The following is a 21,353-nucleotide window of genomic DNA, read 5'->3' as shown; positions in this document are numbered from 1 at the left end:
CCCTCACAAGGAGTCACCGATGACCGCCGCCACACTGCGGGCCGAGCGCACCGCCCGCCCCCGGCACTACCTGATGTGCCGCCCCACCCACTTCGAGGTCAGCTACGCGATCAACCCGTGGATGGACCCGGCGAAGCCCGTCGACACCGGGCTCGCCGTCGCGCAGTGGGAGCGGCTGCACGCCCTCTACCGGGAGTTCGGCCACCGGGTGGAGCTGATCGACCCGATCCCCGGCCTGCCGGACATGGTGTACGCCGCCAACGGCGCCACCGTGGTGGACGGCAAGGTGCTCGGCGCGCGCTTCCGCAACGCGGAGCGGGCCGCCGAGGGCCCGGCCTACCTGGAGTGGTTCCGCTCCCACGGCTACGCCGACCGGCACGACCCGCAGCACGTCAACGAGGGCGAGGGCGACTTCCTGGTCACCGCCTCGTACGTGCTCGCCGGCCGGGGCTTCCGCAGCACGCCGGCGGGCCACGAGGAGGCGCAGGAGTTCTTCGGCCGCCCGGTGATCGGCCTGCAGCTGGTCGACCCGCGCTACTACCACCTGGACACCGCGCTGGCCGTCCTGGACGGCGACGAGGTGATGTACCACCCGGACGCCTTCTCCTCGGGCAGCCGGGCGGTGCTGCGCCGCCTCTTCCCGGACGCGGTGCTCGCCGACGCCGACGACGCGGCCGTGTTCGGCCTCAACGCGGTGAGCGACGGCCGGCACGTGTTCCTGCCGGAGGCGGCCACCGGCCTCGCCGTCAAGCTGCGCGAGCGCGGCTTCGAGCCGATCGGCGTCGACCTGTCGGAGCTGCTCAAGGGCGGCGGCAGCGTCAAGTGCTGCACGCTGGAGCTGCGTCACCGCGACTGACCGGCCGTCCGCCCCGGGGCCCTCGGCGGCCCCGGGGCGGACGTGCGCCCGGGCCCGGCGCCCACGAGGCACGCCGTACCCGCACGCCGCACCCGCGCACCCCGTACGCCCGGCCCGCGCCGCGCACCCGGCCGGGGCGGGCACGATGACGCCGACGGGCCGCGCGGACCTCACCGGAGAGGTCCCGGCCGCGCCGCGGGGGCCCCCCCCGCCGGGGGGGGGCAGGCGGGCCCCCGCGCCCCCGGCCCGGGGCCCCCCGCCCCGCGGCGCCGCGGGCGCGGGGGGGGGGGGGGCGGCGCGCGCCGCGGCGGGCGGCGGCGCGCCCCCGGGGCGGGGCCCCCCCCCGCCCCCGCCGGCGTCCCGCCCGGCCGGTAGCGCTCAGCCGGCCCGCGGCGCGCCCGGCCGGGAGCCCTCGACCCAGCGCTTCAACAGCGCCGCCGCCGCACCCGAGTCGACCGCCTCGGCGGCTCGGGGCAGCACCGCGGCCAGTCGCGCGGACACCGGCCGCCGCGACGGCTCCAGCGCGGCCAGGCCGGCCGCCGCGGAGAGCAGGACGGCGTCGCGCACCGGCCCGCGCGCGCCGTCCAGGACGGCCCGCACCACCTCCGCATTGTGGGCCGCGTCGCCCCCGCGCAGCGCGTCCGGAGCCGCGGTGGGGATGCCGAGCCCGCGCGGGTCGAGCCGCTCCTCGACGACCTCCCCGTCGGTCGCCGACCAGACCGTCGAGGTGGTGGCGACGGACAGCTCGTCGAGGCCGTCGTCACCCCGGAAGACCAGCGCGTCGACGCCCTGGCGGGCGAACACAGCGGCGATCAGCGGGCCCAGCCGCGGGTCGGCGACGCCGACCGCCATCGCCGTCGGCGAGGCCGGGTTGGTCAGCGGGCCCAGCGCGTTGAACACCGTCGGCACGCCCAACTCGCGCCGGGCGACGGCCGCGTGGCGGAAGGCGGGGTGGAAGGCCGGGGCGAAGCAGAAGCCGATGCCGACCTCGCGCACCGAGCGGGCCACCTCCTGCGCCGACAGCTCCAGGGCGATGCCGAGCCGCTCCAGGACGTCGGCCGAGCCGGAGGCCGAGGAGGCCGAGCGGTTGCCGTGCTTGACCACCCGGGCGCCGGCCGCGGCCGCCACGATCGCGGCCATGGTGGAGACGTTGACGGTCTTCGCGCCGTCCCCGCCGGTGCCGACGATGTCCAGCGTCGGCCCGGGCACGTCCACCCGCACGGTGTGCTCGCGGGCGGACCGGACCAGCCCGTCGACCTCCTCGGCGGTCTCGCCCTTGGCCCGCAGCGCCACCAGGAAGCCGGCCAGCTGCGCCGGGGCCGCCTCGCCGCGCATCACCCGGTCCATCGCCCAGCCGGTGTCGGCGGCGCTCAGGTCCGTTCCGGCGATCAGTGCCGCGAGCAGCCGCGGCCAGTCTCGCGTGTCAGAATTCCCAGTCACGGGGCACCCGTTTCCGCTCGTCGTTTCCCGGTGGCGCGGTCAGCGGCCGACGCCGGCCGCGAGGAAGTTCTCCAGCAGTTGCATCCCGCCGGTGGTGGTGATGCTCTCGGGGTGGAACTGCACCGACTCGATCGGCAGGCTGCGGTGGCGCATGCCCATGACGTAGCCGTCGTCGTCGGCGGTGGCGGTGAGTTCCAGCTCCTCGGGCAGCGGCGAGGTGACGATCAGCGAGTGGTACCTGGTCGCGGTCAGGCTGTTGCCGAGGCCCGCGAACAGGCCGCGCCCGTCGTGGGTGACGGTGCTGGTGCGGCCGTGCATCAGCCGGTCGGCGACCTCGACCCGGCCGCCGAAGGCCAGCCCGATCGCCTGGTGGCCCAGGCAGACGCCGAGCAGCGGCACCCGCCCGGCGAAGTGGTGGACCAGCTCGACGTGCCCGGAGGCCGCCGGGTGGCCGGGGCCGGGGCCGAGCACGACCGCGTCCGGGCCGGAGGCCGCCAGCTGCTCCGGGGTGCGGGTGTGCGAGCGGACCACCTCGGTGTCCGCGCCGAGCGCCCGCAGGTACTGGTCGATGATGTGGACGAAGCTGTCCCGCGCGTCCACCAGCAGAACCTTCACGCCGTCAACTCCTCACCCGTCAGGGCCCAGTAGGCGGCGCCCAGTTTCGCCAGCGTCTCGTTCCACTCGCCCTCGGGCGTGGAGTCGGCGACGATCCCCGCCGAGCTCTGCACGGAGTACACCGCCCCGTCGTGCGCGATCGTCCGGATGCACAGCGCCAGTTCGCTCCAGCCACCGACGTCGATCAGGCCGACGGCGCCCGCGTAGGCCCCGCGCGGCTCCCGCTCGATCTCGTGGATGATCTCCATGGCGCGCAGCTTCGGCGCGCCGGTCATGGTCCCGGCCGGGAAGGTCGCGCACAGCGACCGCCAGACGTCGGCGTCCTCCTCCAGCTCCGCGCTGACCGTCGACACCAGGTGGAAGACGTGCGAGAAGGTCTCCACCACCATCAGGTCGTCGGCGGCCAGGGTGTGCGGGCGGCAGACCCGGCTGATGTCGTTGCGCGAGAGGTCGACCAGCATCACGTGCTCGGCCTGCTCCTTGGGGCTGGCGAGCAGCGCCTTGATCCGCCGCTCGTTCTCCTCCTCGTCCGCGTCGCGGCGGGTGGTGCCGGCGATCGGGCGCATCACGATCCGGCCGTCCTCGATCCGGAACAGCAGCTCGGGGCTGGCCCCGATCAGCGTGCCCCCGCCGTTCGGCAGCAGGTACATGTGCGGGGAGGGGTTGCGCGAGCGCAGCCGCCGGTAGACCTCGACCGGGGTGAGCGCGGTACGCACGTCGATCCGGTGGCCGACCTGGATCTGGTAGATGTCGCCGACCCGGATGTGCTCCAGGCAGCGCTCGACCCAGCCGTGGAAGGTGTCGCGGTCCACGCTGTCCTGCACCGACCGCGGGCGGACGGCGGGCGGGCACGCGGCCGGCGGGTCCTGCCAGGCGGCCTCCCGGGCGGCGCCCGGGACGTCGTAGCGGCCCTGCCCGTCGAAGGCCGGGCAGTCCGCGCTCAGCAGCACCGGCGGTCCGGCCGGGTCGTAGCGGACGGCGTCGCGGAAGAGCGTCAGCACGGCGTCCGGGCGGGCCGGCGGCTGCGCTCGCGGCGGCAGGTCCTCCATGTGCCAGGCGGCGTCGTAGCCGAACCGGGCGAGGAAGCCGAAGTGGAAGCGGTCGCCGGGCAGTTCCCGGTCCGGGGCGAACAGGGCCTGCGCGCGCCGCAGGAACTCCCAGGTCCGGGCCGGGTCGTCGGCCGCCAGCCGGCCGGGGGCGCCGGCGGCGGGGGCGAGGCCCGCGGCGAGGGCGGCCGCCCGCAGGCCCGCGGCGAGCTCCGCCGCGCCGTCGATCTCCAGGTGGGAGCCGTACAGCCGGATCTCGGCGAGCCGGCCGCAGCCGACGACGGCCGGTCCGCCCGGCCGCCCGGACTCGGTGAGGCTCTCCAGCAGGTAGACCTCGTCCTGACCGTGCCGCCGGCTCAGCCGGGTGTACAGCTCCAGCGGGTCGTGCGACGGCAGCGGCACGGCGCCGAGCCGGACGGCGAACGGAGGGTGCGATGGCGCGTCTGGCATCGGAATCCTCATCGTGAAAGGCCGGCTGGGTACGGCCGGTGGACGAATGGTCCCCAGTCAATCCGTTGTTCCGGGAAGGCGGTCAGACCAGTTCTCCGGTGCGGAGGCAGGCCAATTCGTCGACGCTTGACCTTCTTTCCGCGGCCGGGCTGCAATGAGCGGGCCAGCGATTTCCGTTCCCATCCGAGGGCCGTGATGAATCGAATTCCGCAGACCGGAGCACGTGCCGCCTGGCGTTCCCTCCCGGCGGCCCAGCAACCGCAGTGGCCGGACCGGGCGGCGCTGCGCGAGGTGGTCGCCGACCTGACGGCCGCCCCGCCCCTGGTCCTCGCCGAGGAGTGCGACCGGCTGACCGACCGGATGGCCGCCGTCGCCCGCGGTGAGGCCTTCGTCCTGCAGGGCGGCGACTGCGCCGAGACCTTCGCGGGCCTCACCGCCGACGCGGTCACCGCCAAGCTGCGCACCCTGCTGCAGATGGCCGTGGTGCTGACCTACGCGGGCGGCGTCCCGGTGGTGAAGGTCGGCCGGCTGGCCGGGCAGTACGCCAAGCCGCGCTCCCAGCCGGACGAGACCAGGGGCGGCGTCAGCCTGCCCTCCTACCGCGGTGACGCGGTCAACGGCCCGGACTTCACCGAGTCGTCCCGCCGCCCGGACCCGGCCCGGCTGCGGCGGATGTACGAGGCGTCGGCCGTCACCCTCAACCTGGTGCGCGGCTTCGCGGCCGGCGGCAGCGCCTCCCTCTACCAGGCGCACCAGTGGAACCGGGGCTTCCTGGAGGACTCCGCCGAGGGCCGGCGCTACGAGGAGCTGGCCGACGGCGTGGACCGCGCGCTGCGCTTCCTGCAGGCCTGCGGCTGCGACCCGGCCGGGCTGCTGGAGGCCGAGTTCTTCGCCAGCCACGAGGGGCTGCTGCTGGACTACGAGCAGGCCCTCACCCGCACCGACCCGCGCACCGGGGCGGACTACGCGACCAGCGGCCACCTGCTCTGGCTCGGCGAGCGGACCAGGGGCCTGGACGACGCGCACGTCGCCTACTTCGCCGGCGTCCGCAACCCCGTCGCCGTCAAGCTCGGCCCGGCGACCACCGCGGACGAGGTGCTCGGCTACGTCGACCGCCTCGACCCCGAGCGCCGCCCCGGCCGGCTGGCCTTCGTGGCGCGGATGGGCGCCGGCCGGGTGCGCGAACTGCTGCCGCCGCTGGTCGAGAAGGTCGCCGCGGAGGGCGCGCAGGTCGCCTGGATCTGCGACCCGATGCACGGCAACACCGTGCAGACCGAGGACGGCCGCAAGACCCGCCGCTTCGACGACATCCTCGACGAGGTGGCCGGGTTCTTCGCGGTGCACCGGGAGCTGGGCACGCACGCGGGCGGCATCCACGTGGAGCTCACCGGCGACGACGTCACCGAGTGCCTCGGCGGCGGGGACGGGGTGCGCGCCGAGGACCTGCACCACCGCTACGAGACGGCCTGCGACCCGCGGCTGAACCACCGCCAGTCGCTCGACCTCGCCTTCCGGGTCGCGGAGCTGATGAAGGGCTGACCCCGGGGGCGCCGGGGCCCCGGAGCGCGAGCGTGCCCGCCGGCGCCCGGTGCCCCCGGCGGCACGCGACGGCCGGGGCGGTGCGCGCCGACTCCGGCCATTCGGCAATTCCCCCCGCAATTCGGTCCCGCCACCCCGGTGGGCGGGTGCGGGGAACAGGCCTGCCGTCGGCGTGTTTTCAGGAGAACTGAAATTCGTTGACCCGTTGACGAGCCCGTCCTTAGAGTGCCTTGCGATCTGCGCCTGTTCCTCTGGGGGGAGTGGAAACGGTGGGGCACCGACCTGATTCCGGCATACGCCACGACGACGGCGGGACACCCGTGCCGTCGGTCGCCTTCCGCATCCTCGGACCGCTGGAGGCGCTCGTCGACGGGCGGCCGCTGAACCTCGGCGGGATCCGTCAGCAGACGGTGCTCGCCGCCCTCCTGCTCGACGCCAACCGGGTGGTCAGCGTGGAGCGCCTGGTCCGGGCGCTGTACGAGGAGGCGCCGCCGGCCACCGCCCGCGCGCAGCTCCAGATCAGCGTCTCCGCGCTGCGCCGGCTGTTCGCCGCGCACGGCCTCTCCGACGTCATCACCACCCACCCGCAGGGCTACCTGATCGGGGTGGCCGACGACCAGCTCGACCTGCTGCGCGCCCGCGCCCTGGTCGGCCGGGCGCGGCCGCTGCGCGACCGGGGGCGGCGGGCCGAGGCCGCCGAGCTCTTCCGCGAGGCGCTGGTGCTGTGGCGCGGCGACCCGCTCGGCGGCCTGCCCAGCGAGGTGGTCCGCTCCGCCGCGACGGCGCTCACCGAGCAGTGGGCGGCCGCCACCGAGGAACGCCTCCAGCTGGAGCTCGCGCTCGGCCGGCACGGCGAGGTCGTCGGGGAACTCCTCTCCCTGGTCGACGAGTTCCCGCTGCGGGAGCGGCTGCGCGGCCAGCTGATGCTGGCGCTGTACCGCTCGGGGCGGCAGGCGGAGGCGCTGCGGGTCTACCGCGACGCCCGGCAGTGGATGATCGACGAGCTCGGCGTCGAGCCGGACCCGCGGCTCAAGCGGCTCGAGCACGCCATCCTCGCCACCGACCCCCGGCTCGACCTGCCCGGCACCGGTCCGTCCGCCGCCCCGGCCGGCCGCGCGCCCGCCGCCACGGCACCCACCGCCCCCGCGGCCCCCGTCACCGTCCCCGAGATGCTCCCCGCCGACCTGGCGGACTTCACCGGCCGCGAGGACCTGCTCGCCGGGCTGCGCGAGCGGCTCCTGCTCGGCTCCCACGAGCAGTCCCGGCTGGCCGTCCCGGTCGTCTCCGTCGTCGGCAAGGCCGGGGTCGGCAAGACCGCCCTGGCCGTCCACGCCGCCCACCAGATCGCCGCCGAGTTCCCCGGCGGGCAGCTCTTCGCCGACCTGCACGGCGCGGCCCCCGACACCGTCGGACCGGCCCAGGTCCTGGAGCGCTTCCTGCGGGCCCTCGGCGTCAACGGCACCGCCGTCCCCGAGGGCCTGGAGGAACGGGCCGAGATGTACCGCGCGCTGCTCGCCGAACGCCGCGTGCTGATCGTCCTGGACAACGTCGCCACCGAGCACCAGATCACCCCGTTGCTGCCCGGCAAGCCCACGTCGGCGGTGATCGTCACCAGCCGGCGGCACATCGGGAGCCTCGCCGGGGCCGTCCGGGTGGACGTGCCCACCCTCGCCCCCGGGCAGTCGGCCGAACTGCTCGGGCGGATCGCCGGCCCCGGGCGGGTCGCCGCCGAGCCGGCGGCCGCCGCGGCGCTGGCCGAGCTCTGCGGCCACCTGCCGCTGGCGCTGCGCATCGCGGGTGCCCGGCTCGCCGCCCGGCCGCACTGGGAGCTCACCGAGCTGGCGGAGCGCCTGGAGGACGAGACCCGCCGGCTCGACGAGCTCAAGTACGCCGACGTCGGCATCCGGGCCGGCCTGTCGCTGACCTACGACGGCGTCAGCGAGGACGCCCGGCGGCTGCTGCGCCGGCTCGCCCTGGTCGACGAGGGGCCGTTCTCGGCCTGGGTCGGGATGGCGCTGCTCGACCTGCCCGAGCACCGGGTCCAGGACCTGATCGACGAACTCTCCGACGCCCAGCTGCTGGACGCCGTCGCCGCCGCGCCCGGGCGCCACACCCAGTACCGGCTGCACAACCTGATCCGGGTCTTCGCGCGCGAACGCCTGGTGGCGGAGGAGGGCGCCGAGGCCCGGGAGGCCGCGCTGACCCGGGTGCTCGGCTGCTTCCTCCACCTGCTGGTCGAGGCGCGCCGGCGCGAGTACGGGCGGGACGTGCTGATCCGCGGCCGCGGCACCGCGCTGCACCCGCTGCCCGACCGCACGGTGGACCGCATCCTGGCCGAACCGCTGCTGTGGTTCTCCCGGGAGCGCCCGATGCTCGTCGCGCGGGTCAGACAGGCGGCCGTGATGGGCCTCACCGCGCACTGCTGGGAGCTCGCCGTCACCGCGGTCACCTTCCTGGAGACCCACGGCCGGCTGGACGACTGGCGGGTCACCCACGAACTCGCCCTCGCCGCGGCCCGCAAGGGCGGCGACCGGCTCGGCCAGGCCGCCACGCTGCACTCGCTCGGCTCGCTCGCCCTGACCCGGCAGAACTTCGCCGCCGCCGAGGAGCGCTTCCGGCAGGCCGCCGGGATCTTCACCGAGCTCGGCGACGACCTCGGCTCCGCGCTCACCGCCCGCGGCCTCGGCTACCTGGCCCGGGTGGACGGCCGGCCCGACGAGGCGACCCGCCACTACCAGGCGGCCCTCACCGTGCTGCGGGCCGGCGGCGACTCGGTGGCCGTCGCCTACGTCCTGCACAACCTCGCCCAGCTCAGGCTGGGGGCGGGGGACGAGACCGGGGCCGCCGAACTGCTCGACGAGGCACTGCGGTTGAGCCGGGAGGGGCGCGGGCGCCGGGTCGAGGCGCAGGTGCTCCACCGGATGGGCCAGGGCCACCTGGAACGCGGGGACCACGACCGGGCCCTGGAGGCCTTCTCGCAGGCCCTCGACGTGGTCCGGCTGATCGGCGACCACACCGGTGAGATCTACGCGCTGCACGGCATCGGCGCGGCCCGGCACCGGCTCGGCGAGACGGGCGAGGCCGCACACGCCCTGCACCGCGCCCTGGTCCTCGCGGAGGCCGCCAACGAGCGCCTGATCATGGGCCGGATCCAGTTCACCCTGGGCGAGTTGGCGCTCGGCACCGGCGAGGCCGAACGGGCCGCCGAGCACCTCAGACGGGCCCGGCTGGTGTTCCGGCTGATGCGCACACCGGCCGAGGAGGCCCGCACGCTCGACCTGCTGCGCGCGGCCCGGCTGGCCGCCGGTCAGCCCGGGCCGGCCGGCCCGGCCCCTCCGACGGAGGCCGGGCCGGACACCGCCCGGCCCGGGCGGTGGGACCGGCCGGACCCGAGGGCCCAGCCGCCGCGGTCCGCCCGCCCCGTCCGGTCGGCCTGCCCCGCCCCGCCCGGCCCGGCGGCCCAGCCCGGGCGGCCCGGTCAGCCCGCCGGCCCCGCCCAGCCCGTTCACCCCCCTCAGCCCGTTCAGCCCGTTCAGTCGGCGACGAACGCCACCGCGTAGTGGTTCAGCGAGAGGGTGAGGTTCACCCGGTGCCCTGACCCGACGTCGGGGATCCGGAAGGTGGCCGCCACCTCGGGGTGCGCGGTACAGAGGCCGAGTGCGGTGAAGTACCGGTCGACGTCGAAGACCAGCCGGTAGAGGCCCCGCCCGCCGTCCGTCCCGCCCCACTCCTCGATCCGGCCGCTCGCGTCGGTCCTGCGCTCGACCACCGGCACCCACTCGTCGTCCACGAGCGACTCCAGCCGCGCGTCGAGTCCGGCGGCGGAGCGTCCGTGGACGCCGTCCAGCGCTTCGACGATGACCTTCCCCATGCTCAGCCCACCCGTTCCACGCGTGACGACGGCGACGACCTGCGCGGTCCACCCGGAATGTCGGCCATGAATAACCACTCCTTACCTCAGTACACGATGCATCGGGAAAAGGGCGCGTCGATCCTATTGTCGGGAGCCGCGCTATCGGCCCGCCATCGAATGCTTATTTGTTCGAAAAGTCTTGACGGGTGCTCATTCCCGCCCAGTAAAGTCACCGCTGCCAGCCACATTCACCCGCCGCCGCACACCGCGACCCCCGTCCGGGCGTCCGTCCGGTGGCGTTCCCGAAAGAGGCGGAAATACCCATGTCCTCGAAATCCGTCCCCACCGCACGACGGCTCCGGGTGTTCGACTCGACGCTGCGCGACGGCGAGCAGGCCCCCGGCAACGCGATGAACCCCGAGCAGAAGCTGGAGCTGGCCCTCGCCATCGAGGCCACCGGCGTCGACACCATCGAGGCCGGCTTCCCGAGTTCGTCACCGCGCGACTTCGAGGCGGCGAGACTCATCTCGGGGGCGCTCACCACCGCCAAGGTGGCCACCCTCAACCGGGCGGTCCGCTCGGACATCGAGCTGGCCGCCGAGGCCGCCGGCACCGGTCACCAGATCCAGATCATGGCCACCGGCAGCGACGTGCACCTGGAGCACAAGCGCGGCCTCACCCGCGCCGAGGGCCTCCACGAGATCGTCGACAGCATCCGGTTCGCCCGTGAGCTGGGCTTCACCGACATCACGCTCGGCCTGGAGGACGCCAGCCGGGGCAGTGACGACCTGCTGCGCCCGATGATCGAGGCCGGCATCGCCGAGGGCGCCCGCACGGTGGCGCTCGCCGACACCACCGGCTGCCTGCTCCCGGCCGAGTTCGGCGCGCAGGTCGCCCGGGTCCGCTCCTGGATACCCGACGACGTCATCCTGTCCACCCACTGCCACCAGGACCTCGGGCTCTCCCTCGCCAACGCCCTGGCCGGCGTCGCGGCGGGCGCGGACGAGGTGCAGGCCACCATCGCCGGCATCGGCGAGCGCGCCGGCAACACCCCGCTGGAGGAGCTCGCCGCCGTGCTGCTCTACAAGGGCGAGCAGCTGGGCGTCACGAGCGTGCTGCGCACCGAGAAGTTCTACCCGGCCTATCAGCTGCTGGCCCGCATCATCGGAATGTCCACCCCGCGCAACAAGGCCATTTTCGGCGAGAACGCCTTCGCGACCCAGGCCGGAATCCACCAGGCCGGCATGCTGCGCAATCCGGTGACCTACGAGTACGTCGAACCGCACAGCTTCGGCCGGGAGCGCGGAATCCTCATCGGCCGGCACTCCGGGCGCACCGTGGTCCGCAACCTGTTCGACCAGATGGGCCTCGGCGCCGAGCGCGACCTGCTCGACGAGATCTACGACACCTACATCGCCGACCGCGCCGACGGCACCTGCGTCGAGCTCGGCGAACTGCGCGAGATCATCGCCGGCCGCCTGCGCCGCACCGCCGACGCCGCCGGGATGGCGGTGGCCGGGCGATGAGCGGCACCGCGCGCAACCTGATCGAGAAGGTCTGGGAGAGCCACGTCGTCGACCGGGCCCCGGGCGAGCCCGACCTCCTCTACATCGACCTCCACCTGCTCCACGAGGCCAGCTCCCCGCAGGCCTTCGACGGCCTGCAGCTGGCCGGGCGCCGGGTCCGCCGGCCCGACCTCGCCCTCGCCCTGGAAGACCACAACGTGCCCACCAACACGCTGCTGGTCAAGGACGCGATGGGCAGCGCGCAGCTGGAGCGGCTGCGCGAGAACTGCGCCGATCAGGGCATCGAGCTCTTCTCGCTGGGCGACGACCACCAGGGCATCGTCCACGTGGTGGCGCCCGAACTGGGCTTCGTGCGCCCCGGGATGACCGTGGTCTGCGGCGACAGCCACACCTCCACGCACGGCGCCTTCGGGGCGCTCGCCTTCGGCGTCGGCACCAGCGACGTGGAGCACGTCCTCGCCACCCAGACGCTGGCGCTCCCGCGCCCCCGGACGATGGCCGTCGAGTTCCTCGGCGAGCCGCCGGCCGACGTGACCCCGAAGGACCTGATCCTCGCCCTCATCGCGCACATCGGTGCCAACGGTGCCAACGGCTACGCGATCGAGTACCGCGGCCGGGCCGTCGAGAACCTCTCCATGGAGGGGCGGATGACGGTCTGCAACATGAGTATCGAGGCGGGTGCCCGGGCCGGTCTGATCGCCCCGGACGACACCACGCTGGACTACCTGCGCGAGCGCTGGGCGGACACCGGCGCCGACTGGGACGAGGCCGAGCTCCACTGGCGCTCGCTGCGCACCGACGAGGGCGCCGCCTTCGACCGCGTCGTCGAGCTGGACGTCACCGGGCTGCGGCCGTTCGTCACCTGGGGCACCAACCCCGGCCAGGCCGTGCCGCTGGACGGCGCGGTGCCGGCGCCGGAGACCTTCGCGACCGCCGCCGAGCAGCAGGCCGCCCGCCGGGCCCTGGAGTACATGGGCCTGGAGCCGGAGGTCGCCCTGCGCGACGTCCGGATCGACACGGTCTTCCTGGGCTCCTGCACCAACGGCCGGATCGAGGACCTCCGGGCCGCCGCCGACGTGCTGCGCGGCCGCACGGTCTCCGACGGCATCACCATGCTCGTCGTCCCCGGCTCGATGGCCGTCCGGGCCCAGGCCGAGGAGGAGGGGCTGCACAAGGTGTTCCTGGACGCCGGCGCGCAGTGGCGGCTGTCCGGCTGCTCGATGTGCATGGGCATCAACGCCGACCGCCTGCAGGGCATCCAGCGGGTCGCCTCCACCTCCAACCGCAACTACGAGGGCCGGCAGGGCACCCACGCCCGCACCCACCTGGTCTCGCCCGTCGTCGCCGCCGCCACCGCCGTCGCCGGCCGGCTGGCCGCGCCGACCGAGCTGTGAGCGCCGCCGGGCGCACCAGCCCGACCCGTCCGTCCGCCCGGACCCGTCCGTCCGACCCGACCGCGCCGACCGCGCGCACCGACCAGCAGGGGGCACAGGCATGAGGGAGCCGCTCACGGCGCACACCGGACGGGCCGTCGCGCTCTCCCGGGACGACGTCGACACCGACCAGATCATCCCGGCCGAGTTCTGCAAGCGGCTCACCAAGTCCGGCTACGCCGACACCCTGTTCGGGCACTGGCGCAAGGAGCCCGGGTTCGTCCTGAACCAGCCGCAGCACCAGGACGCCAGCGTCCTGGTGGCGGGCCACAACTTCGGCACCGGCAGCTCCCGCGAGCACGCCGTGTGGGCGCTGCGCGACTGGGGCTTCCGGGCCGTCATCGCCACCAGCTTCGGCGACATCTTCCTGCGCAACGCGCTGAAGAACGGCCTGCTGGCCGTCGCGCTGCCGGTGCCCGTCGTCGCCGACCTCGCCGAACGCGCCCAGGCCGATCCGGAGTTCGGGATCACCGTCGACCTCGAGGCGCTCACCGTCACCGCCGCCGGCGGGACCTGGGAGTTCGAGGCGGACCACCGCGCCCGCTGGCTGCTGCTCAACGGCCTCGACGACATCGACGTGACCCTCCGCAAGGCCGACGCGATCGCCGCCTTCGAACAGCGCCGCCCCGCCTGGATGACCAGCATCACCCGCGGAGCCCTCTCCTCCCCGGAGGCGGCGCGGCAGCGCCGGGCCTCCTGACCACCGGCGCCCGCGGCGCCCCCGCCCGCGACGCCGGCCGTGCGGCGGTGACCCCGCCCGACCCCGGCCGGCCCGGCCGGCCCGACCCGGAACCGGCCGGCCCCACCCCAGAAACGGTGAGACCCATGACCAAGACAGTGACCGTCATCCCCGGTGACGGCATCGGACCCGAGGTGACCCAGGAGGCCCTGGAGACCATCGACGCGCTGGGCCTGGACCTCGCGTTCGACGTCCTCGACCACGTCAACGCCGACACCTACCTGCGGACCGGGGTCTCCCTGTCCGACGAGGACTTCGAACGGATCAGGGCCAGCGACTCGGTGCTCTTCGGCGCCATCGGCGACCCCCGGGTGACGACCTCGGACTACGGCCGCGGCGTCCTGCTGCGCCTGCGCTTCGACCTCGACCTCTACGTCAACCACCGCCCCGCCACCCTGCTGCACGAGCGGCTGAGCCCGCTGCGCGACGACCGGACCCGCGGCATCGACGCCGTGATCGTCCGCGAGAACACCGAGGGCCTCTACACCGACATCGGCGGCGTGCTGCGCGGCGGCACCGAGCACGAGATGGCGATCGACGCGGACGTCAGCACCCACATGGGCGTCTCGCGGGTGATGGAGTACGCCTACTCGATCGCCGAGCGCGGCGTCTGCATGGTCGACAAGTCCAACGCCGTGCGGCACGGCGGGCAGGTCTGGCAGCGGGCCTTCCGGGCGGCCGCCGACCGCAACCCCGGCATCCGCTCCACCCACCTCTACGTCGACGCCGCGGCGATGAAGCTGATCTCCGACCCGTCGCAGTTCGACGTCATCGTCACCAACAACTCCTACGGCGACATCCTCAGCGACCTGGCCGCCATGCTGGCCGGCGGTCTGGGCAACGCCGCCTCCGCCAACATCAACCCGGCGACCGGGTTCGGCCTGTACGAGCCGGTGCACGGCAGCGCGCCCGACATCGCCGGCCGGGGCATCGGCAACCCGTTCGGCGCGATCCTCAGCTCCGCGCTGATGCTGGAGCGCCTGGGCTGGGCGGCCGAGGCGAAGGCGGTCCAGCTTGCCGTCGGCACCGCCGTCGGCGAGGGCGCGTGCACCCCGGACCTCGGCGGCACCCTCGGCACCAAGGAGGCCGGCGCCGCGGTCCGGGCCGCCCTCGGGGCCTGACGCACCCCCATCGGCCCCCTGCCGCCGCCGTGGTCGCCCCACCGACCACGGCGGCCGCCGCGGTCGGTGCGCCGCCTCGACGGGCTCGTCCTAGCCCCAGGGGTTGTGCTCGCCCGACCGGTGGTCGGCGCGGAAGGCGATGGTGCGGAAGACGGCGGTACGGATCCCGGCGGTGCGGATCCCGGCGGTGCGGAACGCGGTGTGCTCGGTCATCTCGAACTGACTCCAAGTCCTGACGGCGGCCGGTCGGCAGCGGGGGAGGGACGGCTGCAGCCTGGCAGCCCCGGCCATCGGCCCGCTATCGACGCCGGCCGGCGGGCCCGCCCGGGCCCCCGCCGACCCCCACGGGGCGGATCGGGTGACGCGGGTTTGGCCACGGGGCCGCCACGGAACGACTTCCCACCGCACCGGCCGCAGCACCAGGCTGCCGCCCGGACCCGAGGGGTGGCAGGCATGGCCTCCGCAGGTTCCCAGGGAGGTCCCCCGCAGGCGCGGGCCCTCGTGCTCGCCCGCCGCCCCAAGCTCTGGATCGTCCCGGCCGTCCTGTGCGGGCTGGTGGCCGTGGTGCTCTCGCTGCTCTACATGGGCGGCATCGTCAATCCGGTCGGGCAGCTGCACCGGCTGCCGATCGCCCTGGTGAACGCCGACCGCAACGCGCCCCCGCCGGGCCGGGAGACGAACCTCGGCACCGAGCTGACCCGGGCCGTCGTCGCGAACACCCCGGCCGGCACCGTCGACTGGCGCCAGGTCGACCCGGACGAGGCGAACGAGCAGCTGGCCACCGGCAAGGTCTACGGCGCGCTGGTCGTCCCGGCGGACTTCACCCCCGCCGTCGAGGCACTGGCGGCCGGGCGGGCGACGGAGCAGCCCACCCTGACGGTGCTGACCAACCCCGGGCTCGGCAGCCTCGGCTCCTCGCTGGCCTCCCAGACCACCCAGGCCGCGGCCCACCAGGCCTCGCTGGCGGTCGGCAAGCAGCTGACCGCCGCCCTGCCGCCCGCCGGGGACCAGGGCACGGGCGGGCCCGACACCAGCCCCACCGCGCGGCTGCTGCTCGCCGACCCGCTCGCCGTCACCACCCGGGTCGGCCACCCGATCGGCACCCACAGCGGGCTCGGCCTGACCGCCTTCTACTACACGCTGCTGGCCGTGCTGATGGGCTTCATCGGCGGCAACATCATCCACAACGGCGTCGACACGGCGCTCGGCTACAGCGACAGCGAGCTCGGCCCCTGGCACACCCGGCGGCCGACCGTCCCGATCAGCCGCACCCAGACGCTGCTGCTGAAGATGGTCATGACGGCCGGGATCACCCTGCTCACCACCACCCTGGTGATGCTCTGCTCGATCACCCTGCTCGGCATGGACGCCCCGCACCAGGGACTGCTCTGGGTGTTCGCCTACTGCGCCAGCCTGGCCGTCGGCCTCGGCGTCCAGGCGATCAACGCGGCCTTCGGCGGCATCGGCCAGCTGGTGTCGATGTTCGTCTTCATCGCGTTCGCGCTGCCGTCCTCCGGGGCGACCATCCCGCTCCAGGCGGTGCCCGGGTTCTACCGCTTCCTGGCGACCTTCGAGCCGATGCGCCAGCTCAGCGACGGCATCCGGGCCATCCTCTTCTTCGACGCCCGGGCGGACGCGGGCCTCACCCGGGCCTGGATCATGATCGTGATCGGCACCGTGCTCGCACTGGCCTTCGGCTTCGGGATGACCCGCTACTACGACCGCAAGGGCCTGCACCGCTGGACCCCGCAGCCCGGGTGACCGGCCGCGGGCGCCCAGCCCCCGGCCTCAGCGGCCGATCGACAGCACCACCGCGCTGGTCCCGCCCCCGGGCGTCTGGTAGTCCACGGTGTCCCCGGCGCGGTGCCCGAGCAGCGCCCGGCCGAGCGGACTGTCGGCCGTCACCAGGTTCTGCTCCAGGTGCTCGGCGAGCTCCCCGACCGCCACGGTCTCCCGGGTGCCGTCCGCGAACCGGAGGGTCACGGTCGAGCCCACCCCGACCACGTCGGTGGCCGGCGGGCCCGCCACCTCCGCCTCGTGGAGCCGCAGCTCCAGCTCGGCGATCCGCCGGTCCAGCCGCAGCACGTCGGAGGCCCGCTGCAGCTCGTCCGCCGCGTCGGCCCGGTCGCCGACCGGGTCCTCCGCGCGCAGCGTCGCGGCGGCCCTGGCCCGCTCGGCGCGCAGCTGCGCCAGGTCCTCCTGCACCGCCCGCAGGCCCTCGGGACTGATGGGCTCGGGACCGCCTGTCATACCTGCTCCCGGGATCGCTGGTCGTCCGCTCACCGCACGGCGCTCTCCATTACCGCACCGCCCCGGACCCCCGGCAACTCCTTCCGGAGGACGTCCGCCTCGGCCCGGCACCGGAGCAGCGGCCGCCCCGGGGCGCGGTCGGCACGGCGCCGGAACGGCTGCCGGACGGGGGACCCCTCCCTGCGGACGACCGGGGGGCCGGGTGTCACCGGGCGAGCGCCGGCGGGGGTCACCGGGCGGGCGACGCCGGGTGTCGGAGCGCGAGCGACCGGGGTGTCAGCGCGCGAGCGACGCGGTCGGGACGACGGGTTCGAGGAAGGCACTGGGCGTGCCGTGCCAGGACACGTGCAGGGCCTCCCTCGCCCGCGTGCACGCCACGAAGAGCAGGCTCAGCTCCCCGTTGAGGTCGTCCTGGTGCTGCTGCGGGTCGGTGTCCACCGGAGTGATCGCGCTCCGCATGGGCACCAGGCCGTCGCTCACGCCGGCCACGGCGACGTAGCGGAACTCCAGCCCCTTCATCCGGTGCATGGTGCCGACCCGGACACCGGGCGCCGGCGCGTTGCCGAGCAGCCAGGCCGGCGTCCCGGCCCGCTCCAGGGCCTGGGTGATGTCACGGCCGAGCCGGGCGGTCCGGGCGGCGACGCCGATGTCCTCGGGACTCACCCCCGAGGCGGTCCACTCCCCGACGCGGGCGACGAGGGCCCGGATCTCCTCGGCCTCGTCGACGTGGCCGTGCGTCTCGGGGCGGGCCCCGTGGAGGGTCGAGTGGTAGCCGGCGAGGGACTCCTCCCCGCCGTCCATGTCGTCCGGGCGCTCACCGGTGAGCAGGGACGCGGACCAGCTGAGGATCTCGTGCGTCGTCCGGTAGTTGATCCGCAGCCGGGAGGACCGCCCGACCACCTGGATCCCGAGCGAGCGCAGCGAGACCTTGTTCCCGTAGATCCGCTGGTGCGGGTCACCGGCGAGGAACAGGTCGTCCGGCCCGGGCGCGACGACCGCGCGCAGGAACCTCCACTGCGCCGGGTGCAGGTCCTGCGCCTCGTCGATCACCACGTGCCGGAACGGGCGCTCGTCCTGCTCGTCGAGCACCCGCGCGGCCTGCGCGCAGACCTGCAGGAAGGTCCACTCCCCGGCCTGCCGCAGCTCCTCCTCGAACGCGGCCACCGCCCGCCACAGCTGGGCCTTCCTCAGCGGGCCGAGGGCCGTCCCCCGACCGGACCGGGACGCCTTCAGGTACTGTTCCGGGCTCTCGATCGCCTGGGCCAGGACGACCTGCCGCCACTCCTGGTCCAGGAAGACGTCGGTGAAGTCGACCCCGAGCCGGTCGGCGATCCGGCCCCAACGGGCGAGGACGGCGCGCTGGTTGAAGACGATCTTCAGCGGAGCGCCGCCGCGCGAACGGCGGAGGACCTCGTTCGCCAGCGCGTCGACGGTGACCACCCGGACCTTCGCCCTGGCCCGCTCGTCCGTGACGAGCAGCGTGAGGCACCGTTCCAGCTCCGCGGCGAGGTCCTTGGTGAAGGTGGTCAGCAGAATCGATCCGTCGGGTGCGTCCGCCGGCAACCGGCGCGCCAGGTGGTAGGCGCGGTGCAGGGCCACCACGGTCTTGCCGGTCCCGGGCCCGCCGGTGACGCGGGCGGGCCCGTTGTAGGAGTCCCGGTAGGCGATCCGGTACTGGGCCGGGTGGAGGAAGATCCGCCACGCGTCGAACGGGCGCTCCAGGATCTCCAGCAGCTCCTCGGGGCAGGACACCAGGGCGACCCGGCCGCGTGCGTGGGCCATCGCCGAGACCAGCCCGTCCTCGGGCTGCGCCGCGCTCACCGGGGCCGCCGTCCGGGCGTAGGCCTGGACGATCTCGCGGTCGACCTCCTCCGGCTCCATCCCGCTCGCGAGGCCGATCAGGACGTCGAACTGCTGCTCCGGCAGGACCCGGTGGAGCGCCTCCAGGTGGGCCTCGTCGGGGAGCAGCCGGATGATCGGCAGGATCTCCTCGTCGACGCCCAGGCTGCGCAGGACCTTGTCGGAGCGGTCGGCGAAGAGCCGCCGGGGCTCGTCGGTGGCAGCGGCCTTCAGGGACTCGGTGGCACGCTCCAGCGCGACGTCGTTGCGTATCTCGATGCCCTGGGTGGCGGTGTTGACCGAGCCCCGGTGCTTGCACGCCCAGTCGTTGGCCTTGTCGTGGGGGAGGACCTTCAGCAGCAGGTAGCCGTCACCCTCGTCCTCCTTGAGGACCACCCCGCGCCAGAAGCCGGTGATCCGGATGGTCCGGATCCGGGGATCCCGCTGGTGGGCGAGCTTCTCCAGGTGCAGGCCGGCGTGCGTGGCCTCGGTGAACTTCTCGAAGGCCTCGAACACCCGCCGCTGCACCGGCTTCTCCAGTGCCGTGAACTCCAGCAGGAAGTCCCGGTGCATCCCCAGCGTCGCCACGCGTCCCCCTCGTTGCGCGACTCGGTCGGTCGGGCGGTGTGCCCACTGTACTGGCCTGGACGATCACTCGGGCCGCGTACGGACGACCGCCGCACACACCCCGCGCCCGGCCCGCACCAGGGCGTGATGGACGCCCGTCACGCGGGCTGCGGCGGGGTGGCCCGCGGCGGTCGAGTCCGCGGGGCGGCTTCGAGGCCGGGCCGATGCGGTGGCCCGCTGCCCGGGGGCGGGGCGGGGCCGTTTCGCGGGGCCGGAGGGTGGCGGTGATCACGCCGGGGAGTGGGCGGTGAGGGGTGCCAGGGGTGGTGCGGGGGGCGGCGGTTGGGGCGAAGGTGCTGGTCCGGGGCGTGCCGGGGGCGGCGGTGCGGTGCGGGCGGGGCGGGCGCCGGGGTGGGACCGCCCGAAGGGCCGGGGGCGGGCGAAGCTACCATGTGGGCAACACCCTCAGCTCGAAAGATGGACTTGTGACTGTCAACGACGACGTGTTCACGGACTGGAAGAACCGCGAGGAGATCGCGGAGTCGATGATCCCGATCATCGGGCGGCTGCACCGGGAGCGGGATGTCACCGTCCTGCTGCACAGCCGTTCCCTGGTGAACAAGTCGGTGGTCAGCATCCTGAAGACGCACCGCTTCGCCCGCCAGATAGCCGGCGAGGAGCTCTCGGTCACCGAGACGATGCCCTTCCTGAGCGCGCTGACCACCCTGGACCTCGGCCCGTCCCAGATCGACATCGGCATGCTGGCCGCGACCTACAAGGCCGACGACCACGGCCTGTCGGTCGAGGAGTTCACCGCCCGTGCCGTCTCCGGTGCCACCGGCGAGAACAAGCTGGAGCGCCGTGACGCCCGCGACGTCGTGCTGTACGGCTTCGGCCGGATCGGCCGCCTGGTCGCCCGCCTGCTGATCGAGAAGGCCTCCGGCAACGGTCTGCGCCTGAAGGCGATCGTGGTCCGCAACAGCGGCGGCGACGACATCGTCAAGCGCGCCTCGCTGCTGCGCCGCGACTCGATCCACGGCCCCTTCCAGGGCACGATCACCGTCGACGAGGCGAACAACAAGATCATCGCCAACGGCAACGAGATCACCGTGATCTACTCCGACGACCCGACCAAGGTCGACTACACGGAGTACGGGATCAAGGACGCCATCCTGATCGACAACACCGGTCGCTGGCGTGACCGCGAGGGGCTGTCCAAGCACCTGCGCCCCGGCATCGCCAAGGTCGTGCTGACCGCCCCGGGCAAGGGCGACGTCCCGAACATCGTCCACGGCGTCAACCACGACACCATCAAGCCGGACGAGCAGATCCTCTCCTGCGCCTCCTGCACCACCAACGCGATCGTCCCGCCGCTGAAGGCGATGGAGGACGAGTACGGCGTGCTGCGCGGCCACGTGGAGACCGTCCACTCGTTCACCAACGACCAGAACCTGCTGGACAACTACCACAAGGCCGACCGCCGCGGCCGCTCGGCGCCGCTGAACATGGTGATCACCGAGACCGGTGCCGCCTCGGCCGTCGCCAAGGCCCTCCCGGACCTCAAGGCGAAGATCACCGGCAGCTCGATCCGCGTCCCCGTGCCGGACGTCTCGATCGCCATCCTGAACCTGCAGCTGGCCCGCGAGGCCAACCGCGAGGAGGTCCTGGACTACCTGCGGGGCGTCTCGCTGACCTCGCCGCTGAAGCGCCAGATCGACTTCATCGACTCCCCGGACGCCGTCTCCAGCGACTTCATCGGCTCGCGGCACGCCTCGATCGTCGACGCGGGCGCCACCAAGGTCGAGGGCGACAACGCCATCCTCTACCTGTGGTACGACAACGAGTTCGGCTACTCCTGCCAGGTCATCCGGGTCGTCCAGTACGTCTCGGGCGTCGAGTACCCGACGTACCCGGCCCCGGCGCTCTGATCCCGGGCCTGCCGGACGCCCGGACCATCCAGGGCTGACTCCCCGCGAAGGCGGCGGGGCGGCGCCCCCCACCGGCGCCGCCCCCCCCCCCCCCCGCGCCCCCCGGGCCCCCCCCGCCCCCCCGCCACCCCGGCGGCCCCGCCCCACCCGG

Annotated in this window: 16 protein-coding genes; 9 read left to right on the top strand and 7 right to left on the bottom strand. The window is 74.3% G+C overall.

Annotation, left to right across the window (positions count from 1 at the left end; all coding sequences use genetic code 11):
- The first annotated feature begins 19 nt into the window (after positions 1-19).
- Positions 20-856, top strand: a complete 837-nt coding sequence (ddaH, locus tag ACIRS1_RS02550) for a dimethylargininase (protein ID WP_402836230.1) — start codon at positions 20-22, stop codon at positions 854-856.
- Positions 857-1,234: 378 nt separating this feature from the next.
- Here the strand turns inward: ddaH and trpD are convergent, their stop codons facing one another.
- Genes trpD through ACIRS1_RS02535 form a run of 3 tightly spaced genes read right to left on the bottom strand, consistent with a single transcriptional unit; the run spans position 1,235 to position 4,407 of the window.
- Complete coding sequence (gene trpD, locus ACIRS1_RS02545; protein WP_402836228.1) at positions 1,235-2,296, bottom strand: anthranilate phosphoribosyltransferase; 1,062 nt, start codon at positions 2,294-2,296, stop codon at positions 1,235-1,237.
- A gap of 39 nt (positions 2,297-2,335) precedes the next feature.
- Complete coding sequence (locus ACIRS1_RS02540) at positions 2,336-2,911, bottom strand: aminodeoxychorismate/anthranilate synthase component II (protein WP_360223147.1); 576 nt, start codon at positions 2,909-2,911, stop codon at positions 2,336-2,338.
- Positions 2,908-4,407, bottom strand: coding sequence for an anthranilate synthase component I family protein (locus tag ACIRS1_RS02535; RefSeq protein ID WP_360223150.1), 1,500 nt, complete (start codon positions 4,405-4,407; stop codon positions 2,908-2,910). Before ACIRS1_RS02535 ends, ACIRS1_RS02540 begins: the two co-directional genes overlap by 4 nt.
- Positions 4,408-4,602: 195 nt before the next feature.
- On the opposite strand from ACIRS1_RS02535, the gene ACIRS1_RS02530 reads away from it, so the two are divergent.
- Entirely contained in the window at positions 4,603-5,946 is a 1,344-nt protein-coding gene (locus ACIRS1_RS02530; RefSeq protein WP_360223153.1) for a class II 3-deoxy-7-phosphoheptulonate synthase, read from the top strand.
- Between the two features lie 320 nt (positions 5,947-6,266).
- On the top strand, positions 6,267-9,506 hold the full coding sequence (locus tag ACIRS1_RS02525) for a BTAD domain-containing putative transcriptional regulator (protein WP_402836225.1): 3,240 nt from the start codon (positions 6,267-6,269) through the stop codon (positions 9,504-9,506).
- Here the strand turns inward: ACIRS1_RS02525 and ACIRS1_RS02520 are convergent.
- Positions 9,479-9,817 (bottom strand): hydroxyisourate hydrolase, encoded by a 339-nt coding sequence (locus ACIRS1_RS02520; protein ID WP_402836223.1) that lies wholly within the window; start codon positions 9,815-9,817, stop codon positions 9,479-9,481. The genes ACIRS1_RS02525 and ACIRS1_RS02520 overlap by 28 nt on opposite strands.
- A 305-nt stretch (positions 9,818-10,122) precedes the next feature.
- Between ACIRS1_RS02520 and ACIRS1_RS02515 the strand changes: the two genes are divergently transcribed.
- From ACIRS1_RS02515 to ACIRS1_RS02500, 4 genes are all read left to right on the top strand, one after another.
- Positions 10,123-11,325 carry a pyruvate carboxyltransferase gene (locus ACIRS1_RS02515; protein ID WP_360223447.1) on the top strand — a complete coding sequence of 401 codons (1,203 nt, stop codon included), beginning with the start codon at positions 10,123-10,125 and terminating at the stop codon, positions 11,323-11,325.
- The gene (leuC, locus tag ACIRS1_RS02510) at positions 11,322-12,719 is read left to right on the top strand and encodes a 3-isopropylmalate dehydratase large subunit (RefSeq protein ID WP_402836221.1); all 1,398 of its coding nucleotides are present in this window, start codon (positions 11,322-11,324) and stop codon (positions 12,717-12,719) included. The genes ACIRS1_RS02515 and leuC overlap by 4 nt, the downstream gene beginning before the upstream one ends.
- Before the next feature lie 100 nt (positions 12,720-12,819).
- A complete protein-coding gene (gene leuD / locus ACIRS1_RS02505; protein WP_402836219.1) occupies positions 12,820-13,458 on the top strand; it encodes a 3-isopropylmalate dehydratase small subunit in 639 nt (212 codons plus the stop codon).
- A gap of 125 nt (positions 13,459-13,583) precedes the next feature.
- On the top strand, positions 13,584-14,618 hold the full coding sequence (locus ACIRS1_RS02500) for an isocitrate/isopropylmalate dehydrogenase family protein (protein WP_402836217.1): 1,035 nt from the start codon (positions 13,584-13,586) through the stop codon (positions 14,616-14,618).
- A gap of 90 nt (positions 14,619-14,708) precedes the next feature.
- On the opposite strand, the gene ACIRS1_RS02495 is transcribed toward ACIRS1_RS02500, so the two are convergent.
- Complete coding sequence (locus ACIRS1_RS02495; RefSeq protein ID WP_402836215.1) at positions 14,709-14,831, bottom strand: hypothetical protein; 123 nt, start codon at positions 14,829-14,831, stop codon at positions 14,709-14,711.
- Between the two features lie 240 nt (positions 14,832-15,071).
- Here ACIRS1_RS02495 and ACIRS1_RS02490 point away from each other — a divergent pair, with 240 nt between their 5' ends.
- Positions 15,072-16,379 (top strand): YhgE/Pip domain-containing protein, encoded by a 1,308-nt coding sequence (locus ACIRS1_RS02490; RefSeq protein ID WP_402836213.1) that lies wholly within the window; start codon positions 15,072-15,074, stop codon positions 16,377-16,379.
- A 27-nt stretch (positions 16,380-16,406) separates the two neighbouring features.
- Here the strand turns inward: ACIRS1_RS02490 and ACIRS1_RS02485 are convergent, their stop codons facing one another.
- Positions 16,407-16,868, bottom strand: a complete 462-nt coding sequence (locus tag ACIRS1_RS02485) for a GreA/GreB family elongation factor (RefSeq protein ID WP_387896706.1) — start codon at positions 16,866-16,868, stop codon at positions 16,407-16,409.
- Positions 16,869-17,144: 276 nt separating this feature from the next.
- Entirely contained in the window at positions 17,145-19,295 is a 2,151-nt protein-coding gene (locus tag ACIRS1_RS02480; RefSeq protein ID WP_402836211.1) for a UvrD-helicase domain-containing protein, read from the bottom strand.
- Between the two features lie 464 nt (positions 19,296-19,759).
- Here ACIRS1_RS02480 and ACIRS1_RS02475 point away from each other — a divergent pair, with 464 nt between their 5' ends.
- Positions 19,760-21,202 carry a glyceraldehyde-3-phosphate dehydrogenase gene (locus ACIRS1_RS02475; RefSeq protein ID WP_360222055.1) on the top strand — a complete coding sequence of 481 codons (1,443 nt, stop codon included), beginning with the start codon at positions 19,760-19,762 and terminating at the stop codon, positions 21,200-21,202.
- Positions 21,203-21,353 lie beyond the last annotated feature (151 nt).

The organism is Kitasatospora sp. NPDC101176 (assembly GCF_044768035.1).
Lineage (GTDB): Bacteria > Actinomycetota > Actinomycetes > Streptomycetales > Streptomycetaceae > Kitasatospora.
This window is presented reverse-complemented; position numbering and strand designations above follow the sequence as displayed.

What these genes read in the sequence shown, in the direction of transcription:
- ddaH (WP_402836230.1), top strand. Translation starts at nt 20, where the DNA reads ATGACCGCCGCCACACTGCGGGCCGAGCGCACCGCCCGCCCCCGGCAC.
- ACIRS1_RS02535 (WP_360223150.1), bottom strand. Translation starts at nt 4,407, where the DNA reads ATGCCAGACGCGCCATCGCACCCTCCGTTCGCCGTCCGGCTCGGCGCC.
- ACIRS1_RS02530 (WP_360223153.1), top strand. Translation starts at nt 4,603, where the DNA reads ATGAATCGAATTCCGCAGACCGGAGCACGTGCCGCCTGGCGTTCCCTC.
- ACIRS1_RS02520 (WP_402836223.1), bottom strand. Translation starts at nt 9,817, where the DNA reads ATGGGGAAGGTCATCGTCGAAGCGCTGGACGGCGTCCACGGACGCTCC.
- ACIRS1_RS02515 (WP_360223447.1), top strand. Translation starts at nt 10,123, where the DNA reads ATGTCCTCGAAATCCGTCCCCACCGCACGACGGCTCCGGGTGTTCGAC.
- leuC (WP_402836221.1), top strand. Translation starts at nt 11,322, where the DNA reads ATGAGCGGCACCGCGCGCAACCTGATCGAGAAGGTCTGGGAGAGCCAC.
- leuD (WP_402836219.1), top strand. Translation starts at nt 12,820, where the DNA reads ATGAGGGAGCCGCTCACGGCGCACACCGGACGGGCCGTCGCGCTCTCC.
- ACIRS1_RS02500 (WP_402836217.1), top strand. Translation starts at nt 13,584, where the DNA reads ATGACCAAGACAGTGACCGTCATCCCCGGTGACGGCATCGGACCCGAG.
- ACIRS1_RS02495 (WP_402836215.1), bottom strand. Translation starts at nt 14,831, where the DNA reads ATGACCGAGCACACCGCGTTCCGCACCGCCGGGATCCGCACCGCCGGG.
- ACIRS1_RS02490 (WP_402836213.1), top strand. Translation starts at nt 15,072, where the DNA reads ATGGCCTCCGCAGGTTCCCAGGGAGGTCCCCCGCAGGCGCGGGCCCTC.
- ACIRS1_RS02485 (WP_387896706.1), bottom strand. Translation starts at nt 16,868, where the DNA reads ATGACAGGCGGTCCCGAGCCCATCAGTCCCGAGGGCCTGCGGGCGGTG.